The sequence below is a fragment of the Corynebacterium uropygiale genome (assembly GCF_021568315.1).
Lineage (GTDB): Bacteria > Actinomycetota > Actinomycetes > Mycobacteriales > Mycobacteriaceae > Corynebacterium > Corynebacterium uropygiale.
In genome coordinates this window covers 173,068-196,076 of the sequence record NZ_JAKGSI010000005.1, presented here as the reverse complement: position 1 = coordinate 196,076, position 23,009 = coordinate 173,068, and the positions used below count along the sequence as shown (strand labels likewise).

Annotated in this window: 22 protein-coding genes and 1 other RNA gene; 5 read left to right on the top strand and 18 right to left on the bottom strand. The window is 60.8% G+C overall.

Going from position 1 to position 23,009, the window contains the following annotated elements:
* Positions 1-630: 630 nt before the first annotated feature.
* From L1O03_RS10430 to L1O03_RS10415, 4 genes are all read right to left on the bottom strand, one after another.
* Complete coding sequence (locus L1O03_RS10430; protein WP_236119733.1) at positions 631-1,386, bottom strand: iron ABC transporter ATP-binding protein; 756 nt, start codon at positions 1,384-1,386, stop codon at positions 631-633.
* Entirely contained in the window at positions 1,383-2,414 is a 1,032-nt protein-coding gene (locus tag L1O03_RS10425) for an iron chelate uptake ABC transporter family permease subunit (RefSeq protein ID WP_236119727.1), read from the bottom strand. Before L1O03_RS10425 ends, L1O03_RS10430 begins: the two co-directional genes overlap by 4 nt.
* Positions 2,407-3,390 (bottom strand): ABC transporter permease, encoded by a 984-nt coding sequence (locus L1O03_RS10420; protein WP_236119726.1) that lies wholly within the window; start codon positions 3,388-3,390, stop codon positions 2,407-2,409. The genes L1O03_RS10425 and L1O03_RS10420 overlap by 8 nt, the downstream gene beginning before the upstream one ends.
* Before the next feature lie 101 nt (positions 3,391-3,491).
* The gene (locus L1O03_RS10415; protein WP_236119784.1) at positions 3,492-4,508 is read right to left on the bottom strand and encodes a siderophore ABC transporter substrate-binding protein; all 1,017 of its coding nucleotides are present in this window, start codon (positions 4,506-4,508) and stop codon (positions 3,492-3,494) included.
* A 444-nt stretch (positions 4,509-4,952) separates the two neighbouring features.
* On the opposite strand from L1O03_RS10415, the gene L1O03_RS10410 reads away from it, so the two are divergent.
* On the top strand, positions 4,953-5,564 hold the full coding sequence (locus tag L1O03_RS10410; RefSeq protein WP_236119725.1) for a TetR/AcrR family transcriptional regulator: 612 nt from the start codon (positions 4,953-4,955) through the stop codon (positions 5,562-5,564).
* Positions 5,565-5,602: 38 nt separating this feature from the next.
* Here L1O03_RS10410 and L1O03_RS10405 read toward each other — a convergent pair whose 3' ends face one another.
* The 3 genes from L1O03_RS10405 to ssrA all read right to left on the bottom strand — a co-directional run bounded on the left by L1O03_RS10405 (position 5,603) and on the right by ssrA (position 9,036).
* The gene (locus L1O03_RS10405) at positions 5,603-7,060 is read right to left on the bottom strand and encodes an aldehyde dehydrogenase family protein (protein ID WP_236119724.1); all 1,458 of its coding nucleotides are present in this window, start codon (positions 7,058-7,060) and stop codon (positions 5,603-5,605) included.
* Positions 7,061-7,220: 160 nt separating this feature from the next.
* Positions 7,221-8,165, bottom strand: a complete 945-nt coding sequence (locus L1O03_RS10400) for an AraC-like ligand-binding domain-containing protein (RefSeq protein WP_236119722.1) — start codon at positions 8,163-8,165, stop codon at positions 7,221-7,223.
* 491 nt (positions 8,166-8,656) lie between these two features.
* Positions 8,657-9,036, bottom strand: a transfer-messenger RNA (tmRNA) gene (gene ssrA, locus L1O03_RS10395).
* Positions 9,037-9,250: 214 nt separating this feature from the next.
* On the opposite strand from ssrA, the gene L1O03_RS10390 reads away from it, so the two are divergent.
* Positions 9,251-10,879, top strand: a complete 1,629-nt coding sequence (locus tag L1O03_RS10390; RefSeq protein WP_420830331.1) for an AbgT family transporter — start codon at positions 9,251-9,253, stop codon at positions 10,877-10,879.
* Here the strand turns inward: L1O03_RS10390 and L1O03_RS10385 are convergent.
* From L1O03_RS10385 to prfB, 5 genes are all read right to left on the bottom strand, one after another.
* Positions 10,841-11,245: a DUF488 domain-containing protein gene (locus L1O03_RS10385; protein ID WP_236119721.1), complete on the bottom strand. Its 405-nt coding sequence runs from the start codon at positions 11,243-11,245 to the stop codon at positions 10,841-10,843. The two genes, L1O03_RS10390 and L1O03_RS10385, sit on opposite strands and share 39 nt — an antisense overlap.
* A 2-nt stretch (positions 11,246-11,247) precedes the next feature.
* Positions 11,248-11,745, bottom strand: a complete 498-nt coding sequence (gene smpB / locus L1O03_RS10380) for an SsrA-binding protein SmpB (RefSeq protein WP_236119720.1) — start codon at positions 11,743-11,745, stop codon at positions 11,248-11,250.
* Positions 11,746-11,822: 77 nt separating this feature from the next.
* Positions 11,823-12,725 carry a permease-like cell division protein FtsX gene (ftsX, locus tag L1O03_RS10375; protein WP_236119713.1) on the bottom strand — a complete coding sequence of 301 codons (903 nt, stop codon included), beginning with the start codon at positions 12,723-12,725 and terminating at the stop codon, positions 11,823-11,825.
* Positions 12,726-12,746: 21 nt separating this feature from the next.
* Positions 12,747-13,436: a cell division ATP-binding protein FtsE gene (gene ftsE / locus L1O03_RS10370; protein WP_236119710.1), complete on the bottom strand. Its 690-nt coding sequence runs from the start codon at positions 13,434-13,436 to the stop codon at positions 12,747-12,749.
* A 79-nt stretch (positions 13,437-13,515) separates the two neighbouring features.
* On the bottom strand, positions 13,516-14,622 hold the full coding sequence (prfB, locus tag L1O03_RS10365) for a peptide chain release factor 2 (protein WP_236119709.1): 1,107 nt from the start codon (positions 14,620-14,622) through the stop codon (positions 13,516-13,518).
* Positions 14,623-14,695: 73 nt separating this feature from the next.
* On the opposite strand from prfB, the gene L1O03_RS10360 reads away from it, so the two are divergent.
* Entirely contained in the window at positions 14,696-15,520 is an 825-nt protein-coding gene (locus tag L1O03_RS10360; protein WP_236119707.1) for an inositol monophosphatase family protein, read from the top strand.
* 91 nt (positions 15,521-15,611) lie between these two features.
* The gene (gene hisN, locus L1O03_RS10355) at positions 15,612-16,394 is read left to right on the top strand and encodes a histidinol-phosphatase (RefSeq protein WP_236119705.1); all 783 of its coding nucleotides are present in this window, start codon (positions 15,612-15,614) and stop codon (positions 16,392-16,394) included.
* Positions 16,395-16,429: 35 nt separating this feature from the next.
* Here hisN and L1O03_RS10350 read toward each other — a convergent pair whose 3' ends face one another.
* Positions 16,430-17,443, bottom strand: a complete 1,014-nt coding sequence (locus tag L1O03_RS10350; RefSeq protein ID WP_236119701.1) for a S1 family peptidase — start codon at positions 17,441-17,443, stop codon at positions 16,430-16,432.
* Positions 17,444-17,818: 375 nt separating this feature from the next.
* Between L1O03_RS10350 and L1O03_RS10345 the strand changes: the two genes are divergently transcribed.
* A complete protein-coding gene (locus L1O03_RS10345; RefSeq protein ID WP_236119700.1) occupies positions 17,819-18,733 on the top strand; it encodes a hypothetical protein in 915 nt (304 codons plus the stop codon).
* A 54-nt stretch (positions 18,734-18,787) separates the two neighbouring features.
* Here the strand turns inward: L1O03_RS10345 and L1O03_RS10340 are convergent, their stop codons facing one another.
* The 5 genes from L1O03_RS10340 to L1O03_RS10320 form a co-directional block, all read right to left on the bottom strand.
* A complete protein-coding gene (locus L1O03_RS10340) occupies positions 18,788-19,573 on the bottom strand; it encodes a hypothetical protein (RefSeq protein WP_236119699.1) in 786 nt (261 codons plus the stop codon).
* A 21-nt stretch (positions 19,574-19,594) separates the two neighbouring features.
* Positions 19,595-19,984, bottom strand: a complete 390-nt coding sequence (locus L1O03_RS10335; RefSeq protein WP_236119698.1) for a hypothetical protein — start codon at positions 19,982-19,984, stop codon at positions 19,595-19,597.
* A 2-nt stretch (positions 19,985-19,986) separates the two neighbouring features.
* Complete coding sequence (locus L1O03_RS10330) at positions 19,987-21,141, bottom strand: serine/threonine-protein kinase (protein WP_236119697.1); 1,155 nt, start codon at positions 21,139-21,141, stop codon at positions 19,987-19,989.
* Between the two features lie 24 nt (positions 21,142-21,165).
* Positions 21,166-21,816, bottom strand: coding sequence for a hypothetical protein (locus L1O03_RS10325; RefSeq protein WP_236119696.1), 651 nt, complete (start codon positions 21,814-21,816; stop codon positions 21,166-21,168).
* 338 nt (positions 21,817-22,154) lie between these two features.
* Positions 22,155-22,775: a hypothetical protein gene (locus L1O03_RS10320; protein WP_236119694.1), complete on the bottom strand. Its 621-nt coding sequence runs from the start codon at positions 22,773-22,775 to the stop codon at positions 22,155-22,157.
* Positions 22,776-23,009 lie beyond the last annotated feature (234 nt).

Here is a 23,009-nt window from a genome sequence, read left to right as displayed (position 1 = left end):
CCGCCAGCGTTCGTCCTGAGCCAGGATCAAACTCTCCTAAAAAGAATTTCAGAAAAACAACCAAAACCCCACCCACACCACCACCAGATGATGCGGCAAGAGCCTGATACCTGAAACAAACAAAAAAAAAGAATTGCTCTTGAACCAAAAAACAATCAATCAATCATGACACAAACCACAACCATCAATGCCAGCAAGAGCACCAGCAACCACCACACCAAAAGGCATGATGTCAGTCGTATCCTATGCCACGAGGTCATGATCACCCACCCCACAACGGGGCAACATGGCCACCCACATGGTGGTCATGCCAGGTCACAAGACAAGGCAAAAAAGTACATTGGCTCACTATTGAGTTCTCACACAACACCACCACACACACCCCATACACACACCACCCCACCACCTGCCCACCAGAGCAAGAAGAAAACTTGGGATAATGCCGCGTGTCATGGTTCCCGTGTGCGGCAACAAACGACTACCTTACACCCACCACCAGGTGGACACAAATCATCGCCTGGCCAGCATCTTTTGTCCCAGGATGTTGCCACCCTGTCGCGCTGACTCCGGTAAATGTACACACCCCACCCAGGATCACACAAACCCCCAGCACAACACGGGTTTTTCCGGCTAGTGGTAACAGGCCATGAGGCCTCCGTCGACGTTGATGACGTGGATGGGGGTGTCGAAGACGTCGGTGAGGATGTCATCGACCATGACGCTTTCCATGGGTCCGGCGTGCTCGACGGCACCGTTCTTCAGCATGCAGACGTAGCTCGCGTAGCGGGCGGCGAAGTTGATGTCGTGGAGGACGACGACCACGGTCCGGTTGAATTCGTGGGCAGCGCGCTCCAGATGCTTCATCATTTGGACGGAATGGGCAATGTCGAGGTTGTTGAGCGGCTCGTCGAGGAGGACGTACTCCGTTTCCTGGCTCAGAACCATGGCGACGTAAGCGCGCTGCCGCTGCCCTCCCGACAGTTCATCGAGGTAGCGATGCTGGAGCGGCTCTAGGTTGAAGAACTCAATATAGCGGTTGATGATCGTTTCATCCTCGGCCGTGAGCCGTCCCTTGCTGTGCGGGAAGCGCCCAAAGGCAACCAACTGGCGCACCGACAGCCGTGTTACGAAATGGTTCTCCTGGCGGAGGATGGAGACGACCTTGGCGAGGTCCGTGTTGCTTGTGGCGTCGACGTTGAAGCCGCCGATATTGATCTCCCCGCCGTCCTTTTTGATGAGGCGGCCGATCATCGAGAGCATCGTTGACTTCCCTGCCCCATTCGGCCCGACTAGCGCGGTGAGCTCGCCTTTGGGGATCTCGAGATCGATGGGGCCGATGGTGTTATCAGTGGAATAGGTTTTTGTGACGTCGTGGAGGTGAATCACAGTCGGCCCTTTCGCAGAAGAACAATGAGGAAGACGACACCGCCGACCATTTCGATAATGATCGACACCACTCCCTCGCTGTAGACGACGTAGTTCATGATGAAGTACGCAGCAGTGAGGATGGCATACGCGACGAGTGCCGTCATCGGGAGGATGAATCGGTGATCGTAGCTATCGCAGAATTGGTAAGCCAGGGTAGCTGCCAGGAACCCGAGGAAGACCATGGGTCCAACGAGCGCCGTCGAGACTGCCATGAGAACCGCAACGGCGATGAGAATGATGATGGATACTGCCTTGTGGTTCACACCCAGGTTGGCGGCAACGTCCTTGCCCAGCGCAATGACATTGAGCTTCTTCGAGAGAAGAGCGATGACAAGAATTGCCACGAGGCACAGCGGAATGGCCACGGGGTAATAGGATCGATCAGCATTTGCCACGGACCCGTAGAGGCGCGACGTGAGGACATCGAACTCGGTCGGTGTGAGCAAGCGCTGCATGAATGTTGAGACCGACCCGAGGCCCCCGCCCAGGATAATGCCGACGAGCAGCATGACGTGCATATTTCCATGCTTGCCCGTCAGCAGCCACCCGTACAGCACGAGGGACAACCCCACCATGAGGACGATTTGAAGCCCGAACATCCCGACGGAATCCGCCGCGACCATCCCCGCAACACCAAAGAAGAACACTGTGCTCGTATGGATGGCGCGGTAGAGGGCGTCGAAGCCCATGATGCTGGGCGTGATGATCCGATTTTCCGTCACCGTTTGGAAAACCACCGTGCCCACGGCCTGACACAAGGCCGTGAGGGCAATGGCGATGATCTGGTCCGCCCGCCGGTTGGCGATTCGCCAGAAAGCGACAGATCCTGGCTCGGCGGGGTTCTTATACGCGAGGAGAATCGCAGTGCATGCCGCGGCGATAAGCACGAGGATAAGAAGGATCGCCCAGTATTTCCGGCGCCCGGTGGCGTCGCGAAATGCACCTGTGCGGGGGCGTGATGCCTGGTGATTCGAGAGCTTAAGCACGGCGCTGCCTCCCCACGATGAGGGCAATAAACACGATGGCGCCGATGATTCCCAGGATCACAGCGACGGGCATCTCAAAGGGGGAAATGATGAGGCGCGCGAAGATGTCGCACACGGCGACCATTCCGATTCCCATGAGGCAGACCCAGGGGAGGTTGGAGCGCAGGTCGTCGCCTCGGAAGATCGACACGATATTCGGGACAATGAGCCCGATAAAGGGAAGATTGCCGACCACAACTGTGACGACGCCGGTCGCAATGGCCACCAGGCCGGTTCCCAGGAACACGATCCGCTGATAATTCACTCCGACATTCGTCGCAAAATCCTCACCCAAGCCGGCAACAGTGAGATAGTCCGCCATGATGAACACCACAATGACGACGAGGAGGACGATCCAGAGGACTTCATATTGACCCTTGTAGACGGAGGTGAAGCTCCCCTGCAGCCAGACGCCGAGGCTCTGGGTCATCTCGGTCTTTAAGGCGAAATACGTGCTCACCGCGCTCACGACGGCACCCAACATAATGCCGACGATCGGCACGACGAGAGAAGAGCGCAGTGAGATCCGGCGCAGGAAGAGGAAGAAAACCATCGTGCCGATGAATGCGAACACGATAGCGAAGACCATCCGCGTGAGGATCGTGGCCTCGGGCAAGAGGAACAGGACGACGAGGAGACCCAAGCCTGACCATTCCGTGGTGCCCGTCGTCGTGGGCTCAACGAAGCGGTTGTGCGTGAGCATCTGCATGATGAGCCCGCACATGGCCATGGCGGAGCCGCTGAGGACAAGGGCGATTGTCCGCGGAACGCGGGAATCCATGAATTTCTCGAAGCCATCGGCCTGCTCGAAGATGTGGTATTCGCCGGTCAGGAGCGAAATGACCAGCACGATCGCGACGACCAGGATGGCGAGGAGGAGACCTCGGGAAGCCAGCGGCGGCCGCGTGCGCTGTCGGCGGGAAGTCCGGGTGGTCATGGGAACCTTTTCTAGACGGAGTGTCTGGTCTGGGGACAGCAAGAACCGGAGTAACCGCCTCAGTGCGGCTACCCCGGTGCAGGCTTAGTGGAGAGAGCTCATTACTTCTGAGATTCGAAGAGATCGGCCATCTCGTTGAGGATCTCCGTGTAGGTGATGATGTTCTCGTTGGTGTAGGTGTCATCCGGCGCGTAGTACACGGCCTTGCCCTTGATCGCCTTCACGTTCTTCAGGAGATCGTTGTTCTCAATGACGTTCTTGGCGGGCTGGTAGTCCTTGTCCCCACGCTTGATGGCGGCGTCGCGATCCATGACGAGGATGATGTCCGGGTCGGACTGCGCGATGGCCTCGACGGAAATGTCATCACCCTTGTGGTTGTCGGAGGCGTTCTCCACCTCGAGCGCCGGCGTGAGGCCGAGCAGGTCGAAAATCGCGCCGTAGGTGCGGCCCTTGTGCGGAGCAATGTACCCGATCTCACCACCGGACACGTTCACCGCCATGACCTTCTTGGAGGGATCATAGGCCTTCTTCGCGCGCTCGACGGCGGCCTCGAAGTCAGCGATGAGCTTGTCCGCCTCGGACTCCTTGCCGAACACCTCGCCCAGCGTCTTAACCTGGCGCTTCAGTTCGGAATCGAGGGGCTGATCCTCGCGGGGGTCGAGCTCGATGATCGGGACGTCCGGGGTCAGCTCCTTGATGGCGTCATACTGGCGAGCGAAGCGCTGGCCGTTGATGATGAGGTCCGGGTTGGCCGCCACGATGGCCTCGAGGTTCGGGTCGCGGTGGCTGCCCAGGTCCACGATGTCATCGTTGTTCTTGTAGTGCTCCACGGTGAAGGGCACGATGGGCTTAGGAGCCGCAACGAGGTTAACGCCCCAGTTGTCCAGGATTTCGAAGGCACGGTTGTCCGTCGCCACGACGCGTTCCACCGGGCGCTGGATGGTCTGGGTTCCGTGGTTGTCCTCAATCTGGAGTTCACCGGAGGCGGCCGCCGTCGACACGGCGGAGGAGGCGCTCTCCGAGGCGCTCGAGGCAGTAGAGTCACCGCCCTGCGAGCAGGCCCCCAGAGTGAGGGCCATAGTGGTCAGCACAGCAGCGAGGTAGAAGGGCTTCTTCATGATGTCCTTTTCGTCCACACGATCACAGTCGAGTTCTCACAGCACAGCTCATTTATCAGAAAAACCTGAATTTTCACCCAGTGAGAACTTAGTAGTTGAGTCTAACCAAAGAGTCCCAACTAAAGCAACCCTTGCCTTGATAACAGAACTCAGCAAATGCGCCGGTAGGCACGCATTAGGTGCAGCGAACTGTGCTTTAGTCTCCCTATCGGGAGTGCTTTCCATCCCACATGGGTCCATCTTCACCCCCAATGGAAGTCAAACTCCCCGCCTTCTCGACGCGTGACTCGCCGCACACTGGGTCCTCGTCACGTATAAAAATGGAGCATTGGATAAGGAAATTCGGGTAACGTCGAGGCCATGAATCTGTACCGTGGACGTCGCCGTGGACCCAAGCCCCAATTCACCGAAGCTCATCTGATTGAGGCTGCGCTCAAGGAGGGGTTGGATAACTTCACACTCACGGGGGTGGCCAAAGACCTCGGCGTGTCCACGCCCTCCCTCTACCGGCTGATTCGCTCGCGTTCTGACCTCGTCGACCTATGCCTGCACCACTTGGCGCGGCAGTTCCCGCACAAGAAGCCGTCGGTCTCCGAGAAGGAGCCGGATAGCCCGCGCTGGCGGGCGCTCCTGTGGGGCTATGTCGATGACTTCTGGGATCTCATGCAGCAGCACCCCGGTCTGGGGATTTCCATCGCCACGCACCCCGGTGCCCATGCTCACGCGCAGCCCTATATCCATGCTCTGTCCCAGGAGTTGATCGAGGCCGGCTTCCCGGGGAATCCGAAGCAGGTGGACTTTGTCATCGACTACATCGGTGACCTGGTGATTACCACCGATATCTTCATCACCAGCATGCGCGCCCACTACGACAACGGCGACCGTGGCATCGATGTTGCTCGCCGGCGTCTTTCCGAGCAGGCACAGATGACCGGGCAGAACACCCACATCCCTGCCACGGAAAGCTGGGTGGCCCGAGGAGGACTGGACGCGAAGGTCACCTACCTCCTCAACTCCATCGAAGCGGGCATCCCCCTCCCCGAGATGGAGGACTAAGCCCCAGAGCTCGGGGCCCGGCACCTGCGGCGAGCGGCTTAGGCGCCGTAATGCAGCCAGACGGCCTTCGTCTCGGTGTAGCATTCGAGCGCCTGCGGCCCCATCTCCCTACCCCATCCCGACTGCTTGTACCCGCCCCATGGCGCAGCCATATCCGGGATGGGAAGCATATTGACAAAGACCGCACCAGAGCGGATGCCGTCGGCCAGTCGCTGACTTTCGGCAATATCGCGCGTCCATACCGACGCGGCCAGCCCATACTGCGAACCGTTGGCGCGGGCGATGACCTCATCGAGGCCATCACTGCCGTCGTAGGACATCACGCTGAGTACTGGGCCGAAGATCTCCTCCCGGGCAATGGTCGCGTCATCAGTCACACCGCTGAAGATGGTGGGCTCAATGAAATAGCCCTCGCGGTCCAGACGATTACCCCCTGTGACGAGCTCCCCTTCGCTCCTGCCGGCGTCGATAAGCCGCGTGACGTGCTGAAGGTGCTTCTCCGAGACAACCGGGGTGAGCTGGGCATCTTCCTCTTTACCAGCGCCTGCCCGCATGGAGGTGACAGCCTTCGCGAGCTTGTCGACGAACTCATCGTGCTTGCGAGAATCAACATAAAAGCGGGTATATGCCGCGCAGACCTGACCAGAGTTGAGGAGAGCGCCACCCACATTCCCGGCAACGGCCTGATCAATGTCAGCGTTCGCCGTGATAATGGAGGGCGCCTTGCCGCCGAGCTCGAGCGTCAGCCGTTTGAGATTCGAGTCAGCGGAGGCCTTGGTGATGATCTTGCCGGTGGCCGTCGAGCCGGTGTAGGAGAGGTGGTCGACGTCCGGATGCGAGGACAGTACCGCGCCGACTTCTCCCCCACCGGTCACAAGGTTCACGACGCCGGCCGGGACGCCCGCCTGTTCGCACAGCTCCACGAGCCGGATGGACGTCAGCGGCGTGACCTCCGAGGGCTTAATGACCACAGTGTTTCCCGTTGCCAGCGCGGGAGCGAGCTTCCAGGCCAAGATCATGAGCGGGAAGTTCCACGGCGTGATGAGGGCATTCACCCCCACGGGTTCGCGGCGGGTGTAGTGCAGGGTGTCGGGGAAACTCACCGGATTGGTGGTCCCTTGAATCTTGGTGACAAAGCCGGCGAAGTAGCGGAAGTGATTCGCTGCCCCCGCGACGCTCACGTCCCGAGCCACGCCGATGGGCTGACCCTGGTCGAGGGTCTCGAGCTGCGCGAGCTCCTCGGCATGAGATTCGATGAGGTCAGCAATGTCAAAGAGCAGCTTAGCCCGCTGAACGGGCAACAGTCCCGCCCACTCGGGTCGGGTGAGAGCCTCACGCGCAGCGGCGACGGCATCGTTGACCTGTTGTTCGCTGGCGCTGGCGACGTCGTGAATGACGTGTTCCGTGGCCGGATCGATGGTCGGGATGCTCTGCCCGGCACCTTCCACCCAGGAGCCGCCGATATATTGCTGCTGCGTTGACTTGACGTGCGACATTGTGGTGTAGCCTTTCTCTTTCCCGCGTTGGTGATGCGGGTCACGTATGTGGCTCACCAGTGTAGGTGATTCGAGTCACGCGAACTTGCGCGCACGTGCAGACGAGTAGTGGATTTCGGCACGGAGTTCCGAGCGAGCTGGAGATGGGGTTGCGGGGAACCTAGCGGCGAGCGGCATCACGGACCGCGCGACGCGCAACTCGGGGCGAGACACCAAAACGCTCCTTAAAGACCCGCGAAAAGTGAGCGGCATCCGGGATACCGCAGCGCGTGGCGATGGTGCTAATCGATATGTCGTCGAATGTCTGGTCATGGATCATGGAGTAGGCCTTATCGAGCCGCTTGCGCTTAATCGTTGCCGCCACACTGGCCTCCGAGGAGGAGAACACCGCATAAAGCTGGCGCAAGGAGATGAAATGAGCTTTCGCGACCGTCGCGGGGTTGAGGTCGGGATCCCCCAAATGGGCCTCGATAAAGCTATGGACACTGCGGATGAGCTGGCTATTGCGGTCGAGAGAGTAGCCCTCCCCTTCAGCCGTCGCGAGGAGAATGGGACGCAAAATAGCCACCGACATATCGGCAAGCTGCCCGCCCGTTCGCGTCTCCAGCTCATCAAAGTTCTTCGCCAACTCTGAGAAGAAGGCGCTGACGACGGAGCTCAGTCCCCCGCCCTTCGTCAGAGTGATAGCAGTAAGATTATCGAGGATATCTCGCGGAATTCGGGCGTCTTTCTTGGGAACCATGACGATGAGGATCCGGCACGAGGTGGGGAACGAAATATCGTAGGGGCGGGCGGTGTCATAAATGGCGATGTCGCCCTCATTGAAATACGCCGTGCGGCCGTCTTGCTGGAGTACGCTGGTCCCTTCGAGAACGACGGTGACCTTGATCTTCCCTTCCTCAGAATCCGAGATGAGATCTTGCGTACGGCGAACGGCGTGCGGACTCGCCTCAATGAGGATAAAAGTCGTGCGACCCACATCCTGGCGCTTCACTGATCCAGAAAAAGGCTCTGCGCTACGCGGAAAGATGGCAAGAGGAACAACGCTGGAGCGCACAAACTCGCTGAATACGGGCATATCAACCTTGCCGGGAGTCTGCATCATGCCCACCACCGCCCTTCACGAGTCCGAGACTTTTCCCGATATTTCCCGCGGCCCGGCGCATGGTCCGCGGAATGAGCTCCCCGGGTCCAGGTGCCGCGCTACGCATCTATCCTAAGCGCACGGGGAGGCAGACGTGCGCAGATTCGGGCACGAGGGCCGCATTGGGATTCGAGGAGACGGTTCGGACGCTCCTGGCCAGTTGCCTGCGGCAGCGTGGCGAGCACAGCAGTGAGCAGGCTAGAGTTGTTTCATCTGGCGGAACCTGCACCGAGATGAGGTACGTAACATCGGGGGTAATTCCTTAAAGGGGAGATTGACGGACGAAACGGGGTGTTTCGTGGGGCTTGTGCGGAGCTTCCGTTAGGGTTGTCGAGGTACAAGCAGTGTTTATATATCCATAAATGCGCCCTGCCTTTCGCTGCTCTTTCCCGCTATAACCCCTGCTAGAATGCGAAAAATCCCCGGTCAAACGACCGGGGATTGAATCGCTATTGTGGAGCTGCCGGGGATCGAACCCGGGTCCTCCGACATCTTGCCAGGGCTTCTCCGTGCGCAGTTTGCGCAACATCTCTGCTCGGCTCTCCGGATCAGGCAAACATGTCCGGATGATGAGCCCAGCCACCGGTGAAAAGTCCCCTCAGGCCCCGTTGGCCCGGCCTGAAGGCAAGTTCCCTGAGTCGATGCCGGCGTCCGGGGCGGGAACGACCCCGGGGCCGACAGACACGCGCTCGCTAATTAGGCAGCGAGGGCGTAGTCACGCTGAGAGTTCTTCTCGGCGCTTATTCGTTGCTACGACGCTTACGGTGGTCTCTAGCCTGCACCGGCACGCTTCCCCTGGCTCAATGCGCGAAGTCGAAACCATGTCAGCCCCTTGTTCACACATCGCGATGGTGGAGCGCACAATCGCGAGAGGTAATCCTAGTTCATCTCCATCGCTGCGGCAAGTCTCCACGGGGAGGATGAGACTTTAGGGCGGGGATCACGTATTGTGACTCAACACGCGATTGAGAACTTGCTTCGACTGCACGGCGAATGCGCACGGCACGTCGTTTTCGAAGCCCGACACACAGCAAGAAGGTGGGCCGGTGAGCTCGAAACAACGTACTGAAGAAAGAACTATCCAGACGAAGGACACGTCACAGGAGTCCTCGTCGCGGCCCAAGGGGCTGCTGGGGGTCATCGAATGGCTCGGGAATAAACTCCCCGATCCTTTTTGGCTCTTTGTGATTTTGGGGATTCTTGTCCTTATTTCCAGCTGGATCGGCGAGCATCTGGGAATGTCGGCCATGAACCCCTCCACTGAGGAGGAGGTGCACGTCGAGAATCTTCTCTCCGCCGAGGGCTTCCATAAGATCTTCACGGAGGCCGTCAATAACTTCATCTCCTTCCCACCCCTGGGGCTGATTCTCACCGTGATGCTTGGCATTGCGGTGGCGGAGCACTCGGGGTTGATCGGGGCGGCGATGCGCGGCGTCGTGAATAAAGTGAGCCCGAAAACCCTGACGTTTACCGTGGCGCTCTTGGGAGTGACGGGCTCCATTGCCTCGGATGCGGTGTACGTCATCCTCATTCCACTTGGGGCGGCCGCGTTCAAGCAGATGGGAAGGTCCCCCGTGGTGGGCGCGATGGTCGCCTTCGCGGCGAGCTCGGCTGGCTTTAACGCCTCGCTCATCCTCAATATCACCGACGTCCTTCTCGCTGGGATTTCCACATCGGCGGCGTCGATGATCGATCCGGAGTATGAGGTCGGGGCTCTGGCGAACTATTTCTTTGTCATTCCCTCGGCGATCGTCCTTGCGCTCATCATTACCGTCGTGACGGAGCTCTTTATGTACCGGCGGACTCATGAGCTGGTGGACCACGATGATGTGGATTATGAGGCTGCGAGCTTTACTCGCCCCACCGCCTCGCACGAGGACGAGGAGGATGTTGAGTCAGAAGACGTCGAGCTCACGCTCCAACCCCATGAGAAGCGAGGGATGCGCTGGGCGAGCGTGGTGAGCATCGTCGTTCTCGCGGCATATTTTGCGTTCCTCTTTATCCCGGGATCTCCGATGCGCGGAGAGGGCGGCTCGATTATCCAGTCGCCGCTCATCACGGGTGTGGCCGTGGCGATCACGGTGTTTTTCCTTGCGGCGGGCATCGCCTATGGCCTGGGGGCCGGCACCATTTCTTCGGGTAAAGATGTCCCCGAATTCATGGCCGAGGGCCTCAAAACGCTGCTCCCCATGCTGGTGCTGTTCTTTGTGGTTGCGCAGTTTATTGCGTACTTTAGCTGGTCGAACCTGGGAACATGGACGGCGATCAAGGGGTCGGAGCTTCTCACCCACTTGGATCTCCCTCACCCGGTACTGTTCCTGTGCTTTGTGCTGCTCGTCGCGGTGCTGAATCTGCTCATCACGTCGGGTTCTGCGCAGTGGGCGCTCATGGCCCCGATCATTGTGCCCATGATGCTCCTTGTCGGCGTCTCGCCGGAGGTGTCTCAGATGCTGTTCCGCATCGGTGATTCCCCGACGAATATCATCACCCCGATGAGCCCGTATTTCGCTCTCGCCCTCACATTCCTTCAGCGCTATCACAAGAATGCTGGGGTGGGCACGCTTATGTCCCTGGCTATCCCCTACTCGGTGAGTATGTTGCTGGGCTGGTTCGTCTTCTTCCTGGTGTGGTATTTCCTAGGAATCCCGCTGGGGCCGGGCGTTCCCATCCGCTAGCCTATCCGCTAGCCAGGAGGCAAGAACCACCGCATGGTTCACGTCCCGGTCACGCGCCGCAAAAAGCAGCGTGACCGGGCCTTTTTCTGCCAGCTTTTCTAGCGACTCCACGTCATTATTGGAGACGGCAAGCTCCTCCCTATAGCGACGGGAAAACTCCTCGAATCGCTCAGGTTCATGGTGGAACCAGCGGCGCAGATCTGGGCTCGGGGCCACGTCTTTCAACCATGCGTCCAGCGGCACATCCGCCTTCTTGATCCCGCGCGGCCAGAGGCGATCCACCAACACCACGGCGCCCTGGGCAAGCCCAGGATCCTTGAGATAATCGTGAATCTTCAGCGTGTGAACGTCAGTTTCTCGCGCCATAATCAGGCGGTCATCCCCTTCACCCGGCGGCCCAGCTCGCGGACCACTTCGCGCTCTTCAGTTCGGCGCTTAATGTCCTGGCGCTTGTCATAGTCCTGCTTACCCTGAGCCAGCCCCAGCTCCACTTTCACGCGCCCGTCCTTGAGGTAAAGGGACAACGGGACGAGGGTCTTATTCCCATCGCGGACTTTTCCATAGAGGCTGTCGATCTCGCGGCGGTGCAGAAGCAGTTTCCGCGTCCGACGAGGAGAGTGATTAGTCCACGAGGCCATCGAGTACTCCGGGATGTGCAGCTGGCGGAGCCACACCTCGCCGTCGTCGATTGTGGCAAAGGCCTCCGCGAGGGAGGCCCGCCCCTCGCGTAATGACTTAATTTCCGGCCCGACAAGCACGATGCCGCACTCGAATGTATCGAGGATGGTGTAGTCGTGCCGCGCCCGCCGGTTTGTCGCGATGACCTGCCCGCCAGGCGCCTTCTTCTTTCTGTTCTTTTTCGCCATAATGCCCCCTACCCTACTCAAGGGACAGGGGGCACGGGAAGAGAGGCTCGGGCTGTCATCCAGGCCGAGTGCCTGGCTTACTTCCTTACGTAGGCACGCAGCGTGACCTGCGCCGTCACCGCCGCGAAGATAATGCCCACGATCACCACAATGGGCACCACTTCCCAAATCTGGCCATTCGTGATGGGCGCAATGAGACGGGATTGATACAGGCCGGCCAGGGCCTTATCCAGCACCACGGCCTTCCCGAGGAAAAGCCCCGCCGCCGCAAGAATGGCACCGAGAATGGCCGCGACCGCCGCCTCAATAACGAAGGGCGCCTGCGTATACCAGCGAGACGCACCCACCATACGCATGATCGACATCTCGTGACGGCGGTTAAACGCCGCAATCTGCACCATATTCGCGATCAGGAAGATGGCTGCCACGGCCTGAATCGCTGCGATAAGGAAGGTCGCGTTACGGACGGAGTCCAAGTTATCGACGGCGCCTCGCAGGTCATCGACCTGATCGACCACGGCAGACACCTGCGGGAGATCACGCACCGGATCCAGCGCCTCCGTGTTCAGCGGATCCTCCAGGCGGACGTGGATGGCCGCCGGCAAAGCATCCGGCGAGGTCTCCTTCACCAGCTGCGGGTCAGTGTGCTGGAAGATCTCCACAAAGCGCTCCCAGCTGGCCTCGCGCGAACGGTACGTCACGGACTGGATGCCGTCGGCACCCTCAATCTTGTCCATGACTTCGCGGCAGGCATCGGAGGAGCAGTCCTTGTCCTTGGCGGAGATGTCCTCGTTGAGTTGGACCATCACCTCCACTCGGTCGAGGTAAATCTCCTTGGTTCCCTGCGACATGTTGGTCACAAGGATGCCCGTTGCGAGCAGGGCGAGGGAGATCGCGGTGGTGATGACCAGGGCGATCGTCATCGTGATGTTGCGGCCGAGACCCCGGAAGGCCTCCCGAAAGACAAATCCAGTTTTCATCCTCAGTTCCTCCTCCCGGGCTTAGCGGGATTCCCCGTAGACGCCGTGGGCATCGTCGCGCACCAGGCGGCCGAGGTTTAGCTCAATGACGCGCTGGCGCATGTCGTCGACCGCGCGCTTGTTGTGGGTGGACATGACAACCGTGGTGCCAGTGCGGTTGATGCGGCTCAAGAGGTTCATGATGCCGTCGGCGGTCTCGGGGTCGAGGTTGCCGGTGGGCTCATCGGCCAGCAGCACGAGCGGGCGGTTGACGAACGCCCGCGCGATCGCGACGCGCTGCTGCTCGCCGCCAGACAACTCGTGCGGCAGTCGGTTGGCCTTGGCCTCCAGGCCCACGAGTTCGAGGGTTTCGGGGACGAGCTTCTTAATCGTCTCCTTCTTCTTCCCGATGACCTCGAGGGCAAAAGCCACATTGTCATAGACCGTCAGCTTGGGCAGCAGGCGGAAATCCTGGAACACGTAGCCAATGCGCTGGCGAAGCTTATTCACCTGGCGCCCCCGGAGCTTATTGACGTGGAAATCAGACACCCACACATCGCCAGATGTGACATTCTCCTCGCGGATGAGGAGCTGCAGGAACGTCGACTTCCCCGAGCCCGACGGGCCAATCAGAAAGACAAACTCGCCCTTATCAATGGTCAACGAGATGTCACTGAGCGCTGGCCGCGTGGAAGTACGGTAGGTCTTGGTTACCTTGTCGAACGTGATCACGTGACCACCATAGCGTGACTAGTGGTACAGATGAAACACGTGTGACTAAAGATAAAGCTCGACGCCGGCCCGGGCGGCCCTAGTCCTTCTTCTGCTGCTCCGACATCCGCCAGCGGATCCCCGCCTCAAGGAAGCCGTCAAGGTCGCCGTCGAGAACCTTCTGTGGGTCATTGACCTCGTAGTTCGTTCGCAGGTCCTTGACCATCTGATAGGGGTGCAGCACATAGGAACGCATCTGGTTACCCCAGGAGGCGTTGCCGCCGGCGCCCAGGGCGTCGAGCTCCGCGCGCTCCTCGGCGCGCTTCTTCTCCAGCAATTTGGCCTGGAGGACTCGCATCGCCGACGCGCGATTCTGCAGCTGAGACTTCTCGTTCTGGCACGTGACCACAATGTTGGTGGGCAAGTGCGTGATGCGCACCGCGGAGTCCGTCGTGTTGACCGACTGGCCGCCAGGACCGGAGGAGCGGAACACATCCACGCGAATGTCCGTGTCGGGGATATCAATGTGATCCGTCTGCTCGACGACGGGAAGCACCTCGACCTCCGCGAAGGACGTCTGGCGCCGGCCCTGGTTATCGAAGGGGCTGATACGAACGAGGCGATGCGCCCCCTGCTCCACAGACAGCGTTCCGTAGGTGTACTCACCATGAATGACCAGCGTGGCGGACTTAATCCCGGCCTCCTCGGCGTAGGAGGTGTCGTAAATCTCCACCTTGTGGCCTTTCTTCTCCGCCCAGCGGATATACATACGCATGAGCATTTCCGCCCAGTCGGATGCGTCGACACCACCAGCGCCCGAGCGGATGGTGAGAACCGCCTCGCGCGCGTCGTACTCCCCCGAGAGCATCGTCTTCACCTCGAGGGCCTCGATCTCCTCGCGCAGGTCCTTGAGCTCCGCGAGGGCAAGCTCATCGCCCTCCCCTTCCTCTTCCGCGAGCTCGAAGAGGACCGGCATGTCGTCGAGCCGCTGCCGCAGCCCACGCAGCTTCTTGAGGCTGCCCTGCACGTTGGACAGCTCGGAGGTCACCTTCTGCGCGTGCTCGGGGTCATCCCACAGGGAAGGGTCGGCCGCCTGGGTTTCGAGCTCGCGAACCCGATCAGACATCTCATCCGGGTCCATCACCTTTTCGATGGTCCCGAGAGTGGTCTCCAGGTCGTCAAGAGAGGCGCTGATTTCCGGTCGCATGACTTCGCAGTGTAGCGCCCCACCTCCTGCCCCGACGCTGCAGGGCACGCAAAGGGAGGGCACAATGGGCGCCATGCAGGAGTCAGTGCGCACCTTTCTCGATACTCATGACACCGCCGATGACCTCACGCTTGCCCGGGACGTCGTCCGGGAGGCGGGGCAACTCGCCCTCCGCATGAGGCGGCAGGGCCTAACCACCGAGTTCAAGACCTCCATCTCCGACGTCGTCACGGAAGCCGACCGCGCCGCCGAGCACTTCGTCTCCACCGTCCTCCGCGAACTCCGTCCCGACGACGGCATCCTCGGCGAAGAAGGAGCCAGCGCCCCCTCTACATCAGGAAGGACATGGGTCATTGACCCCGTCGACGGGACGTACAACTTCACCTCGGACTTTGATTACTGGTGTTCCGCCCTCGCCCTGGTGGAGGGCCCCAGCTCTGCACCGACGAGGATCCTGCTCGGAGCCGTGCACCGCCCGAGCACTGACCACACCTGGGTGGGCGGCCCGGAGATCCCCACCTCCTGCAATGGCGAAAAGCTGCCCAGTATGAGTACGGAAGGGCGGTCGCCGCGCCTCGCTGAGATTAGCCTGGGCACCTACCTGCACCCCAGCTGGATGCACCGCGAATCCGTTCTCTCTGCCTGGCTCGGCGTCGCCCGCTCCCCCGCCACGATCCGGATGTTCGGCGCGGCCTCCGTCGACCTCGCTCTCGTTGCCTCCGGGGACCTGGGTGCCTGGATGCAGCACAGCGTGAAGGACTGGGATTGGCTGCCGGGGCTCGCGCTGGTAGAGGGCGTCGGCGGTGTGGGACGCGGCGTTGAGGCCGGCGGAGTCGAGTGGAAGATCGCTGGCCCGCGGGAGATTGTCGACGAGATCGAGGCGCTGCTCAAGGACTAAGCACGCTCCCGAGGCCCGGAGAACGCCGCGGCGGGCGCTGGCCATAGAAACCGGGCGTGCGCCGCCGCACACGGACCGTACAATGAGGCCCATGACCTCTTATGCTGATGATCTTGCCTGTGCCCTGGAGCTCGCCGATGCGGCGGATGCTCTCACCCTCGATCGCTTCGGCGCAAGCGACCTGCGCGTAGATTCCAAGCCCGACATGACCCCGGTCTCTGACGCGGATCTGGCCGTCGAGAAGGCCATCCGCGAGAAGCTCAGCGAAGCCCGGCCCGTGGACGCGGTGCTCGGTGAGGAATTCGGCGGGGATGTGGCTTTCGAGGGGCGACAGTGGGTGATTGATCCCATCGACGGGACGAAGAACTTTGTGCGCGGGGTGCCGATCTGGGCCACCCTCATCGCGCTTCTCGACGACGGCGTGCCTGTCGTTGGCGTTATCTCCGCGCCAGCGCTCAAGAGACGCTGGTATTGCTCGCAGGGGGGCGGCGCCTGGCGGACGTTTGACGGCAGCTCCCCCAAGCGCCTGGAGGTCTCGGGCGTGAGCGATCTGTCCGATGCCTCGCTATCCTTCTCCTCGCTGTCCGGGTGGAAGGAGCTGGGGCTGCGGGAGCGCTTCATCGACCTGACAGACCGCTGCTGGCGGCTCCGCGGATACGGGGACTTTTTGTCCTATTGCCTCGTCGCGGAAGGAGCCGTGGACATCGCGGCCGAACCGGAGGTGTCCCTCTGGGATCTTGCGGCGCTCTCCGCGCTGGTCACTGAGGCAGGCGGCGCCTTCACCTCCCTCGACGGCGAGCCGGGACCTCACGGCGGCAACGCCGTGGCCACGAACTCGCACCTCCACGAGGTGGTTCTCTCCGCGCTGCGCTAAGCAGCGGGGCTAGCTGGGGTGACTAGCCAGGGAGGTTAACCAGCGAGCTGGAATCCGGCCCCTGGCCCGCCGCTGGCGTTGAGGTCGGCCATCGTGGCATCGGCTCGGCTTACAACCGTCGGCATGTGCAGGGGCCCCTGCAGCGGGCTACGGCAGGCGAGGGCGTAATTCGGGTAGGCCCCGCCCGACACCGTGCCGACGAGGCGGTCGCCCTGAGTCACGGGTCCGCCGGAATCCCCCTGCATCGCGCACACCTGGGTGAGGATGACGCGCGGCTGGGTGCTCCAGGTGATGCCGCACGTGGTCCCGGTTCCCACCCCGGACTTGCACACCGTCTGTCCCGGGGCTGGCGCCCCGCCCACGCTATTCACGGTGACCCCGTTGTAGCTCCGCGTGACCTCGGCATTCTCGCCGAACTGGATGACGGCATAATCCTGCCCCGGGTTGCTCGCCACCACTCGACCGCTGGGCCCGATCTTCCACGAGTCAGCAGACATCACGGCATCTCCGACCTTCCCGCAGTGACCAGCGGTAATCCCCACCTTGTTGCCCTGCGCGTCATAGCCTGCCACCGCCAAGGTGCAAATCATGGAATTCCCCACGAACACCGGCGTGCCCGGACCGTACAGGGACTTGCCTTGAGCCTCGAGCTCGCGAGACGCGGCGGGGATATCCGGGGCGTCAAAGAAGCTGCCTGCGACGCGCTGGAGCACCACCGGGTCCAGGGGTTTTCCTGCCAGCACGCGAGCAAGCAGGTCATTCGTCCAGTGATAGTTGGGACCATCCGGGCCGGGGTTCGCGGGGAAAGCCTCCGGCGCAATGGCGGCATTACCGTCCGAGGCCTCCGCGGCGTCCAGCGATGGCGTCGACACCCTCGAGCGCAGCTGTTCCGGCACTGCGCGGAACAAGGATTCATCCACGGCTCGGGTAACCGAGGGATCGACGTCGGGAACACTCATTCCGACCTCGGCGAGCTGGGCGCGCACGCGCTGGAGAGCATCCGCGCTGTCGATCACCGCGAGAGGCGGCTGCGCAGGCTCAGCATTCACGGGGGTGTTCTGCGAGGTAGGCGCAGGATCGGCCTGCGCTGCCGGCACAGAAAGGATGGGGCTGAGGGCAACCAACCCCGCAAGACTCAAACACGCGGCCGCCCTGCCGCGTCGGTGGAAGAAGGAGCGCATGACCTCATAATGGCACAGGGGTCGGACATGACTTCGGCGTTTCTCCTGGACACGAGGCCCAATCCAGGAGGTCAGAAGATTACAATTTGACAACACTTCCTTAAGCGCTGGTGGCTTTCCCGTTTTCCGGCTGGCCATACAGACGATGGTGGCCCCTGACGCAGAACGCGCCCCCGAATGGAGGTAGCCGCCAGGGGATCGCTCCCCTCGACCACGCGGGGAGTTCAGCCATAGGGTGACAGCGTGAATGACACGACAACGCCTGGAGCATGGGGCTCGACGGCAAGAGCAGATGGGGCTACCCGCACAGCTGCGACCCGCCGCATGCTGGTGGACTGGGTGGGAGAGCTCCCCGGAAGCCCAGAGAACCCCATGGCCTGGGTATCCGGCATCCGCGCGCTGCGCCGGGCGTTGTGCAGTCCGACCCGGGCGAAAGCTCTTCAGGCGCTGGATCTGCTGCGCATCGTGGCGTCGGCCCATGGTCAGCGTGTCATTCGCCAGAGGGGGTGGGCGCCGTTCATTGATGTGTGGCGGGCTGCCCTGTGCTCGCCCACGGGCTCGGAGGAGCTCGCCGTTCTTCGCACGCTCACCAGCAGATTTCTGGCCCCTGACCCGCTCTATTCTCCGGGGACGCTCTTTCGCGCCGGAATAGGGCTCACCACGCAAAAGCTCCTGCTCACGGAGGAAGAAAAGCGGATATTTCTCAATTTCAGCATGCTCTCTGAGGATCCCACGTGCCCCATTGTTGCGTGTGAGCCATGGGGGCGGCCGATGAGCCCGCGGGATCCTCTCGAGAAAGAACTGTGGCTGGCTTTCATTCGTTTTCGACGCCGCTATCCCCATGTCCGCTGTTTGGGGGATATTCTTCATCCGGGTTTTCGTTATCAAGGCCCGGGAACTATTGACGGGATTCCCATTGATTCCACGGTGATTCGTGAGCTGGCCGCCGGGCGCACCGGGGGAGAACATCGGGATCTTGCCGCTATTCTCCTGGCGCAGATTCATCCGGGTGATGCCGTGTATCACCACACGTTGAGCCTCATTCAGCGAAGCCCGAACCCGCTGCACACGGCGGTGAGTCTCGGTTTTCCGGAGTGGCTAGTGGACCACGAGAATCGCGTCCGCCGGCCTCTCTTTCTCCCCGTCCCCGGCCGATGAGAGAGCGTGGGGCTTCGGGGCGAAACACTGCAGCCCCGCTGAATTACTCGAGAATTACTCTGCGTGGGCCTCGCCCTCGCCTTCCCCACTACCCTGTTCGGCTTGCTGGCGTGCCCGCTCTTGCTTGATGAGGACAAGGTCATCCGGGGTAATGAGGCGGGTTTCAATGCAGTATTGAATAGCGGAAATCCGGCGATTCACCGCCATCTTGGCATTCGACCCAGTGAGCCCGGGTACTCCCCGGAGAGCCAGCTCCTCACACAACTTGGTGATGCGCTTCTCCATGCGTTTGGGGTGTTTCTCCCAGTGGAGGCGGCGGGTCCCCTCGGTGAAGGTTTTCAGTGCGCCGAGGTCTCCGGTTTTCAGCGTCTCTTCCGCGAGGGCGACGACGGCCACCTTGATGTCCTCATCCAGTGGGTCGACTTTCCACGTTGCCGAATACGTCTCAGCAGAGCGGTGATCCCTTCGCGGGCTACCATCCGGGGCGCAGCAATCGGCGTCGAGAGTATAGCGCTGATCCTGGATTCGAATGTCAATGATGAAGTACTCCCACTCCACACACACGCTGGTTAGAGGCATGATCGTGTGGAGTAAGTTGCCGGAATAGTCCGTGATGTAGACGCGATAATGCGGGGAGGCGTTGGCGATATGCCAGCGGTTATTGATGACTGCGATTTCGAGGAGAACGCGGTGCATAAAGGGGTTGTCCTCGCCGACGAGGAGGTCCCCCTGGCGGCCGATGGTGAATGGGCGGTCCGGTGGAATGCACGCTTCGCCGTTCGTGCTCCCGATATACAGCGGCGGCAATTGATTTTGCTGGTTGTGTCCAGAGTCAGTCATGATCGCGTGAACCTCGCTCTCTTAGTGGGTTGAGTTCTGATGAGACCATGCTTCAAGGACGCGCATGGCCTGGCCACATTGTCGTTCTTCTTTGCTGATCCCGTCCCCGGTGCTCCACAGGTCGGGGGCACCGCGATCGACTTGGATGGCAAGGGCGTCATGCCCCCAATCCTCGACAGCGCAGACCGTCGATCTGATTCCATCCGCATCCTGGTAATCACTCGTGGTCTGGACGCGCACCCGCGTGCCGTCGGATAGCGCCTTATCGCGATTCTGTTGCACCCTAAAGAAGGACTGAAGCGCGCTATCTTTCGCGCGGCGGACGGATTCAGAATCCGAGGAGCCAGAGGGATTGAAGAGATAGAGGGTCCATCCCTCGCTGTGCTGAATCGAAGGATTCGGGCTCTTCATACCTATCGCGAGGGCACAGCCCGCGTGAACATCCACGTCCTCGTCCTGCGGGGACGCGACATCAAGGGCTTCGATCGCATCGAATCTGGAGCCCTCCTGAGCAGCGTTGACGCTCGCCAGGACATCCGTGCTGGGGCATGCGCCCTGCAGGTGAAGCGAGCCCTCGGGTGCGAGCCGGTGGCGAGGGCCGCTCCCCCGCCCACCACGATGAGCGCCGCAGCGCCCGCGACCACAGCCTTCTTGGCACGCCGGCGCCGTCGAGCCCCCGTGAGGGCGTCACCAATATCCGTGATGAAAGCGGTGCAGCTCTCGGGGCGCTCTGCGGGATTGACCGACAGGGCTCGGCGAAAGAGCTCATCTACACTGCGTGCGCCTGCTCCGGGATAATAATCGGAAAATCGCGGGCGCGGGGCGTGTTTCTGGATGTCCGCATAGGCGGTATAGATCTCCCACGAGTGTGCGGAATCTGTCCCCACCTCCAGGGGGCGCCGCCCGCAGAGCATTTCGAAGACCATGACGGCGAAGGCATAACGATCCCGCGTGGGATGGGCCGCGGATTCCTCGAAACATTCCGGGGCCATATAGGCTGGTGTGCCACCCATGGAACGGTGCCCTTCGCCTGCCATGTTGAGGCCGAAATCGGAGATCAGCGCTCTGAGTTGGCCGCTTCGGTGCCCAGAAACGACGATATTTCCTGGCTTAATATCGCCGTGGACCACCGGGCGATCGAGCCGATGAAGACCATCGAGTGTGCCCGCCACCTGGGTGAGAAGGGTGAGGAAGGTATCGCGCTGACGCACCGGGTCCCACCCGGACTCATCCATGAAGTCTTTCAGGCGATACAGATCCCCGTATTCCCCATAGGCCATGGTGAACCACGGGCAATTCACCGATGTGGTAGGCGAGCGCACCACTCCCGTCCGGTAAACCGGAACAATTCCGGGGTGTCCGGTCTGGGATGCGCGTCGGGCCTCATCCCATTGAGAGGACACGTCGAGGGGATGACGTGGGGTCAATAATTTGAGGCACTCTGTCCGCTGCAGGTGCGTATTGAGGACCTCATACACCTGGACTGATTCCGCGAGGAAGAGAGGGCGGACGACAGAATAATCATCGACGGTCTCGCCGTAATGGAAAACTGGGTGAACTCTGCGCATAGATGACCTGATAATCGCGAGCCCTTAGCGGGATTTTTGGGCTTCGAGTGCGCGTTCCATCCAGTCAGGATCCATGGGGGTGAGTTGTTCGTACGGAGGAACCACCTTCTTTGAAGATTTCAGCGCGTACATGAGCGGATGACCGTCGAACCAGATTTGGGCTGAGCGATCATGCGCGCGGCATTCCCACTGGGTCTTCTTGTGCTGCGGCTCTGCGCTGAATGTTCCCCACTTGCAGGAGAATTCTTCCGTCCCGGAGGAGGTCTCGGCCACAAGATCAAGCTCTTGCGGCATGGGATCGCCCTGAGTCATGGATTCGGCGGCATCCGCAGCGGCTTTCACGAAGGCATCCGGAATGGCCTTGCAATCACCGTCAACCGGGCTTAAGCAGGTGAGATCGTGAATCATGAGTCCCTGCGCAACCTCTTCCACGCCAGGAGGCAGCTGGTTCAAACCAGGCGCCGTACATGCACCACCGCTGGGATCTTGCCCTTTATCACAGGTGGGGAGGCGGTCACGATAGATATCGACGTACTCAGGGCTGCTGCTCTCTTGCCCGGCCCCGCCAGCGGCGGCGGAAGAATCGGATTTCTCTGAGAATGAATCGCCAGAAGCAGCCCACCATCCCAGTGCAATCGCCGCGAGAATAACGAGGACGCCGACGACACTCAGCACAATAACGAGCGTCCGCTTGGAGTCACGGGGAGCTCCTGCCTGCTGTGTGGGCGGCAGCGGCGGTTGAGCGTATGCCGTCTGGCCCGGCATCGGAGGCTGCCCAGCTGGGGGCACGGGCTGCTGTCCATAGGGGGTGTTTCCATAGGGAGATCCAGCAGGAGGTGTGGTGGCCTGGCCATACGCCGGCCCCGTCGGCGGGGGCGTGGTGGGCTGGCCTCCCTGAGGAGGGTTCGATGCACCCTGCCACTCCCAGGGGTTCCATGTCTCCTCATCATCACGGCGTTGCTCGGCCACGTGAACGATTTCCTTCGTGTGAGAATTCTTAATTCTCTCTCATGCTAAACGACAATAACCTTCTGGACAATATCGAAATCTTCGTATCCAGGGAGCACATATTTCACCGCAACCCAGTAGGTTCCCTCCTTGTAAATCTCCAGGTTGCCTTCAGTGGCGATCATGAAACCATTCATCCAGTGGTCTGGAAACTCCCACTCCGACTTCGACAGCTCCTCCCCATTTGCCTTGAAGACCTTCACCGCAGCCTTCATTTTCTTGTTGTTTTTATTGCCGAGGTCCCTCACCGTATGACGCATCGGAATGACGGCAGAGCCAGTTTCCTCATCGATCGGGTACGTCATGCATCCCACAGAATCACCCTTCAAGAAGGTGTGCTCCAGGTAGCTGAATCCGCTCTCCCTGGTCGCCTTCTTCGAGTACTTCAGCTTCACATCACCTGAGGAACCGAACTTGTCAGCCTTCTTCCCCTTGTGGGGATTCTTCACCCACTCCTTGAGCGTCGTCTTGTCCGAGTTCGAGGACTTCTGCTTAGCCATCACCATGACGTTGCCGCTCTGCTCCGAGCCAAGCGACTGCGCAGCCGCCACTCCCTCACTCACCGCACCGAGGCTCAACGCCGCACACAGTGCCACAACCGGAATCCGCTTCATCGAGGTCTTCATGACCGTCCCTTTCTGCCGAAGGCTTTCTCTCTGACGCCCTTCACTCTGCGCGACATCCCGACCCCTAACCAGGGGAGCTCTCCCCCGACTTCCATTTCCCCAGCTCAATACCTATTTCCAGCAATGTGTCGACGACGCCCACCCCGCGCGAAAAAACTATGAACCCCTCGGGAACCTTCTTGGAACCACTGGGGTCTAAGGGGGTAATTCCGATCCTTCGACACCCAAAGGAGG

Excerpts from the sequence above, each read along its gene's own strand:
- ftsX (WP_236119713.1), bottom strand. The coding sequence starts at position 12,725 with ATGAAAACTGGATTTGTCTTTCGGGAGGCCTTCCGGGGTCTCGGCCGC.
- prfB (WP_236119709.1), bottom strand. The coding sequence starts at position 14,622 with ATGCGACCGGAAATCAGCGCCTCTCTTGACGACCTGGAGACCACTCTC.
- L1O03_RS10415 (WP_236119784.1), bottom strand. The coding sequence starts at position 4,508 with ATGAAGAAGCCCTTCTACCTCGCTGCTGTGCTGACCACTATGGCCCTC.
- L1O03_RS10340 (WP_236119699.1), bottom strand. The coding sequence starts at position 19,573 with ATGACTGACTCTGGACACAACCAGCAAAATCAATTGCCGCCGCTGTAT.
- L1O03_RS10405 (WP_236119724.1), bottom strand. The coding sequence starts at position 7,060 with ATGTCGCACGTCAAGTCAACGCAGCAGCAATATATCGGCGGCTCCTGG.
- L1O03_RS10400 (WP_236119722.1), bottom strand. The coding sequence starts at position 8,165 with ATGATGCAGACTCCCGGCAAGGTTGATATGCCCGTATTCAGCGAGTTT.
- L1O03_RS10330 (WP_236119697.1), bottom strand. The coding sequence starts at position 21,141 with ATGCGCAGAGTTCACCCAGTTTTCCATTACGGCGAGACCGTCGATGAT.
- L1O03_RS10385 (WP_236119721.1), bottom strand. The coding sequence starts at position 11,245 with ATGGCGCGAGAAACTGACGTTCACACGCTGAAGATTCACGATTATCTC.
- L1O03_RS10420 (WP_236119726.1), bottom strand. The coding sequence starts at position 3,390 with ATGACCACCCGGACTTCCCGCCGACAGCGCACGCGGCCGCCGCTGGCT.
- L1O03_RS10335 (WP_236119698.1), bottom strand. The coding sequence starts at position 19,984 with ATGAAGAGCCCGAATCCTTCGATTCAGCACAGCGAGGGATGGACCCTC.
- L1O03_RS10360 (WP_236119707.1), top strand. The coding sequence starts at position 14,696 with ATGCAGGAGTCAGTGCGCACCTTTCTCGATACTCATGACACCGCCGAT.
- L1O03_RS10320 (WP_236119694.1), bottom strand. The coding sequence starts at position 22,775 with ATGAAGACCTCGATGAAGCGGATTCCGGTTGTGGCACTGTGTGCGGCG.
- hisN (WP_236119705.1), top strand. The coding sequence starts at position 15,612 with ATGACCTCTTATGCTGATGATCTTGCCTGTGCCCTGGAGCTCGCCGAT.
- smpB (WP_236119720.1), bottom strand. The coding sequence starts at position 11,745 with ATGGCGAAAAAGAACAGAAAGAAGAAGGCGCCTGGCGGGCAGGTCATC.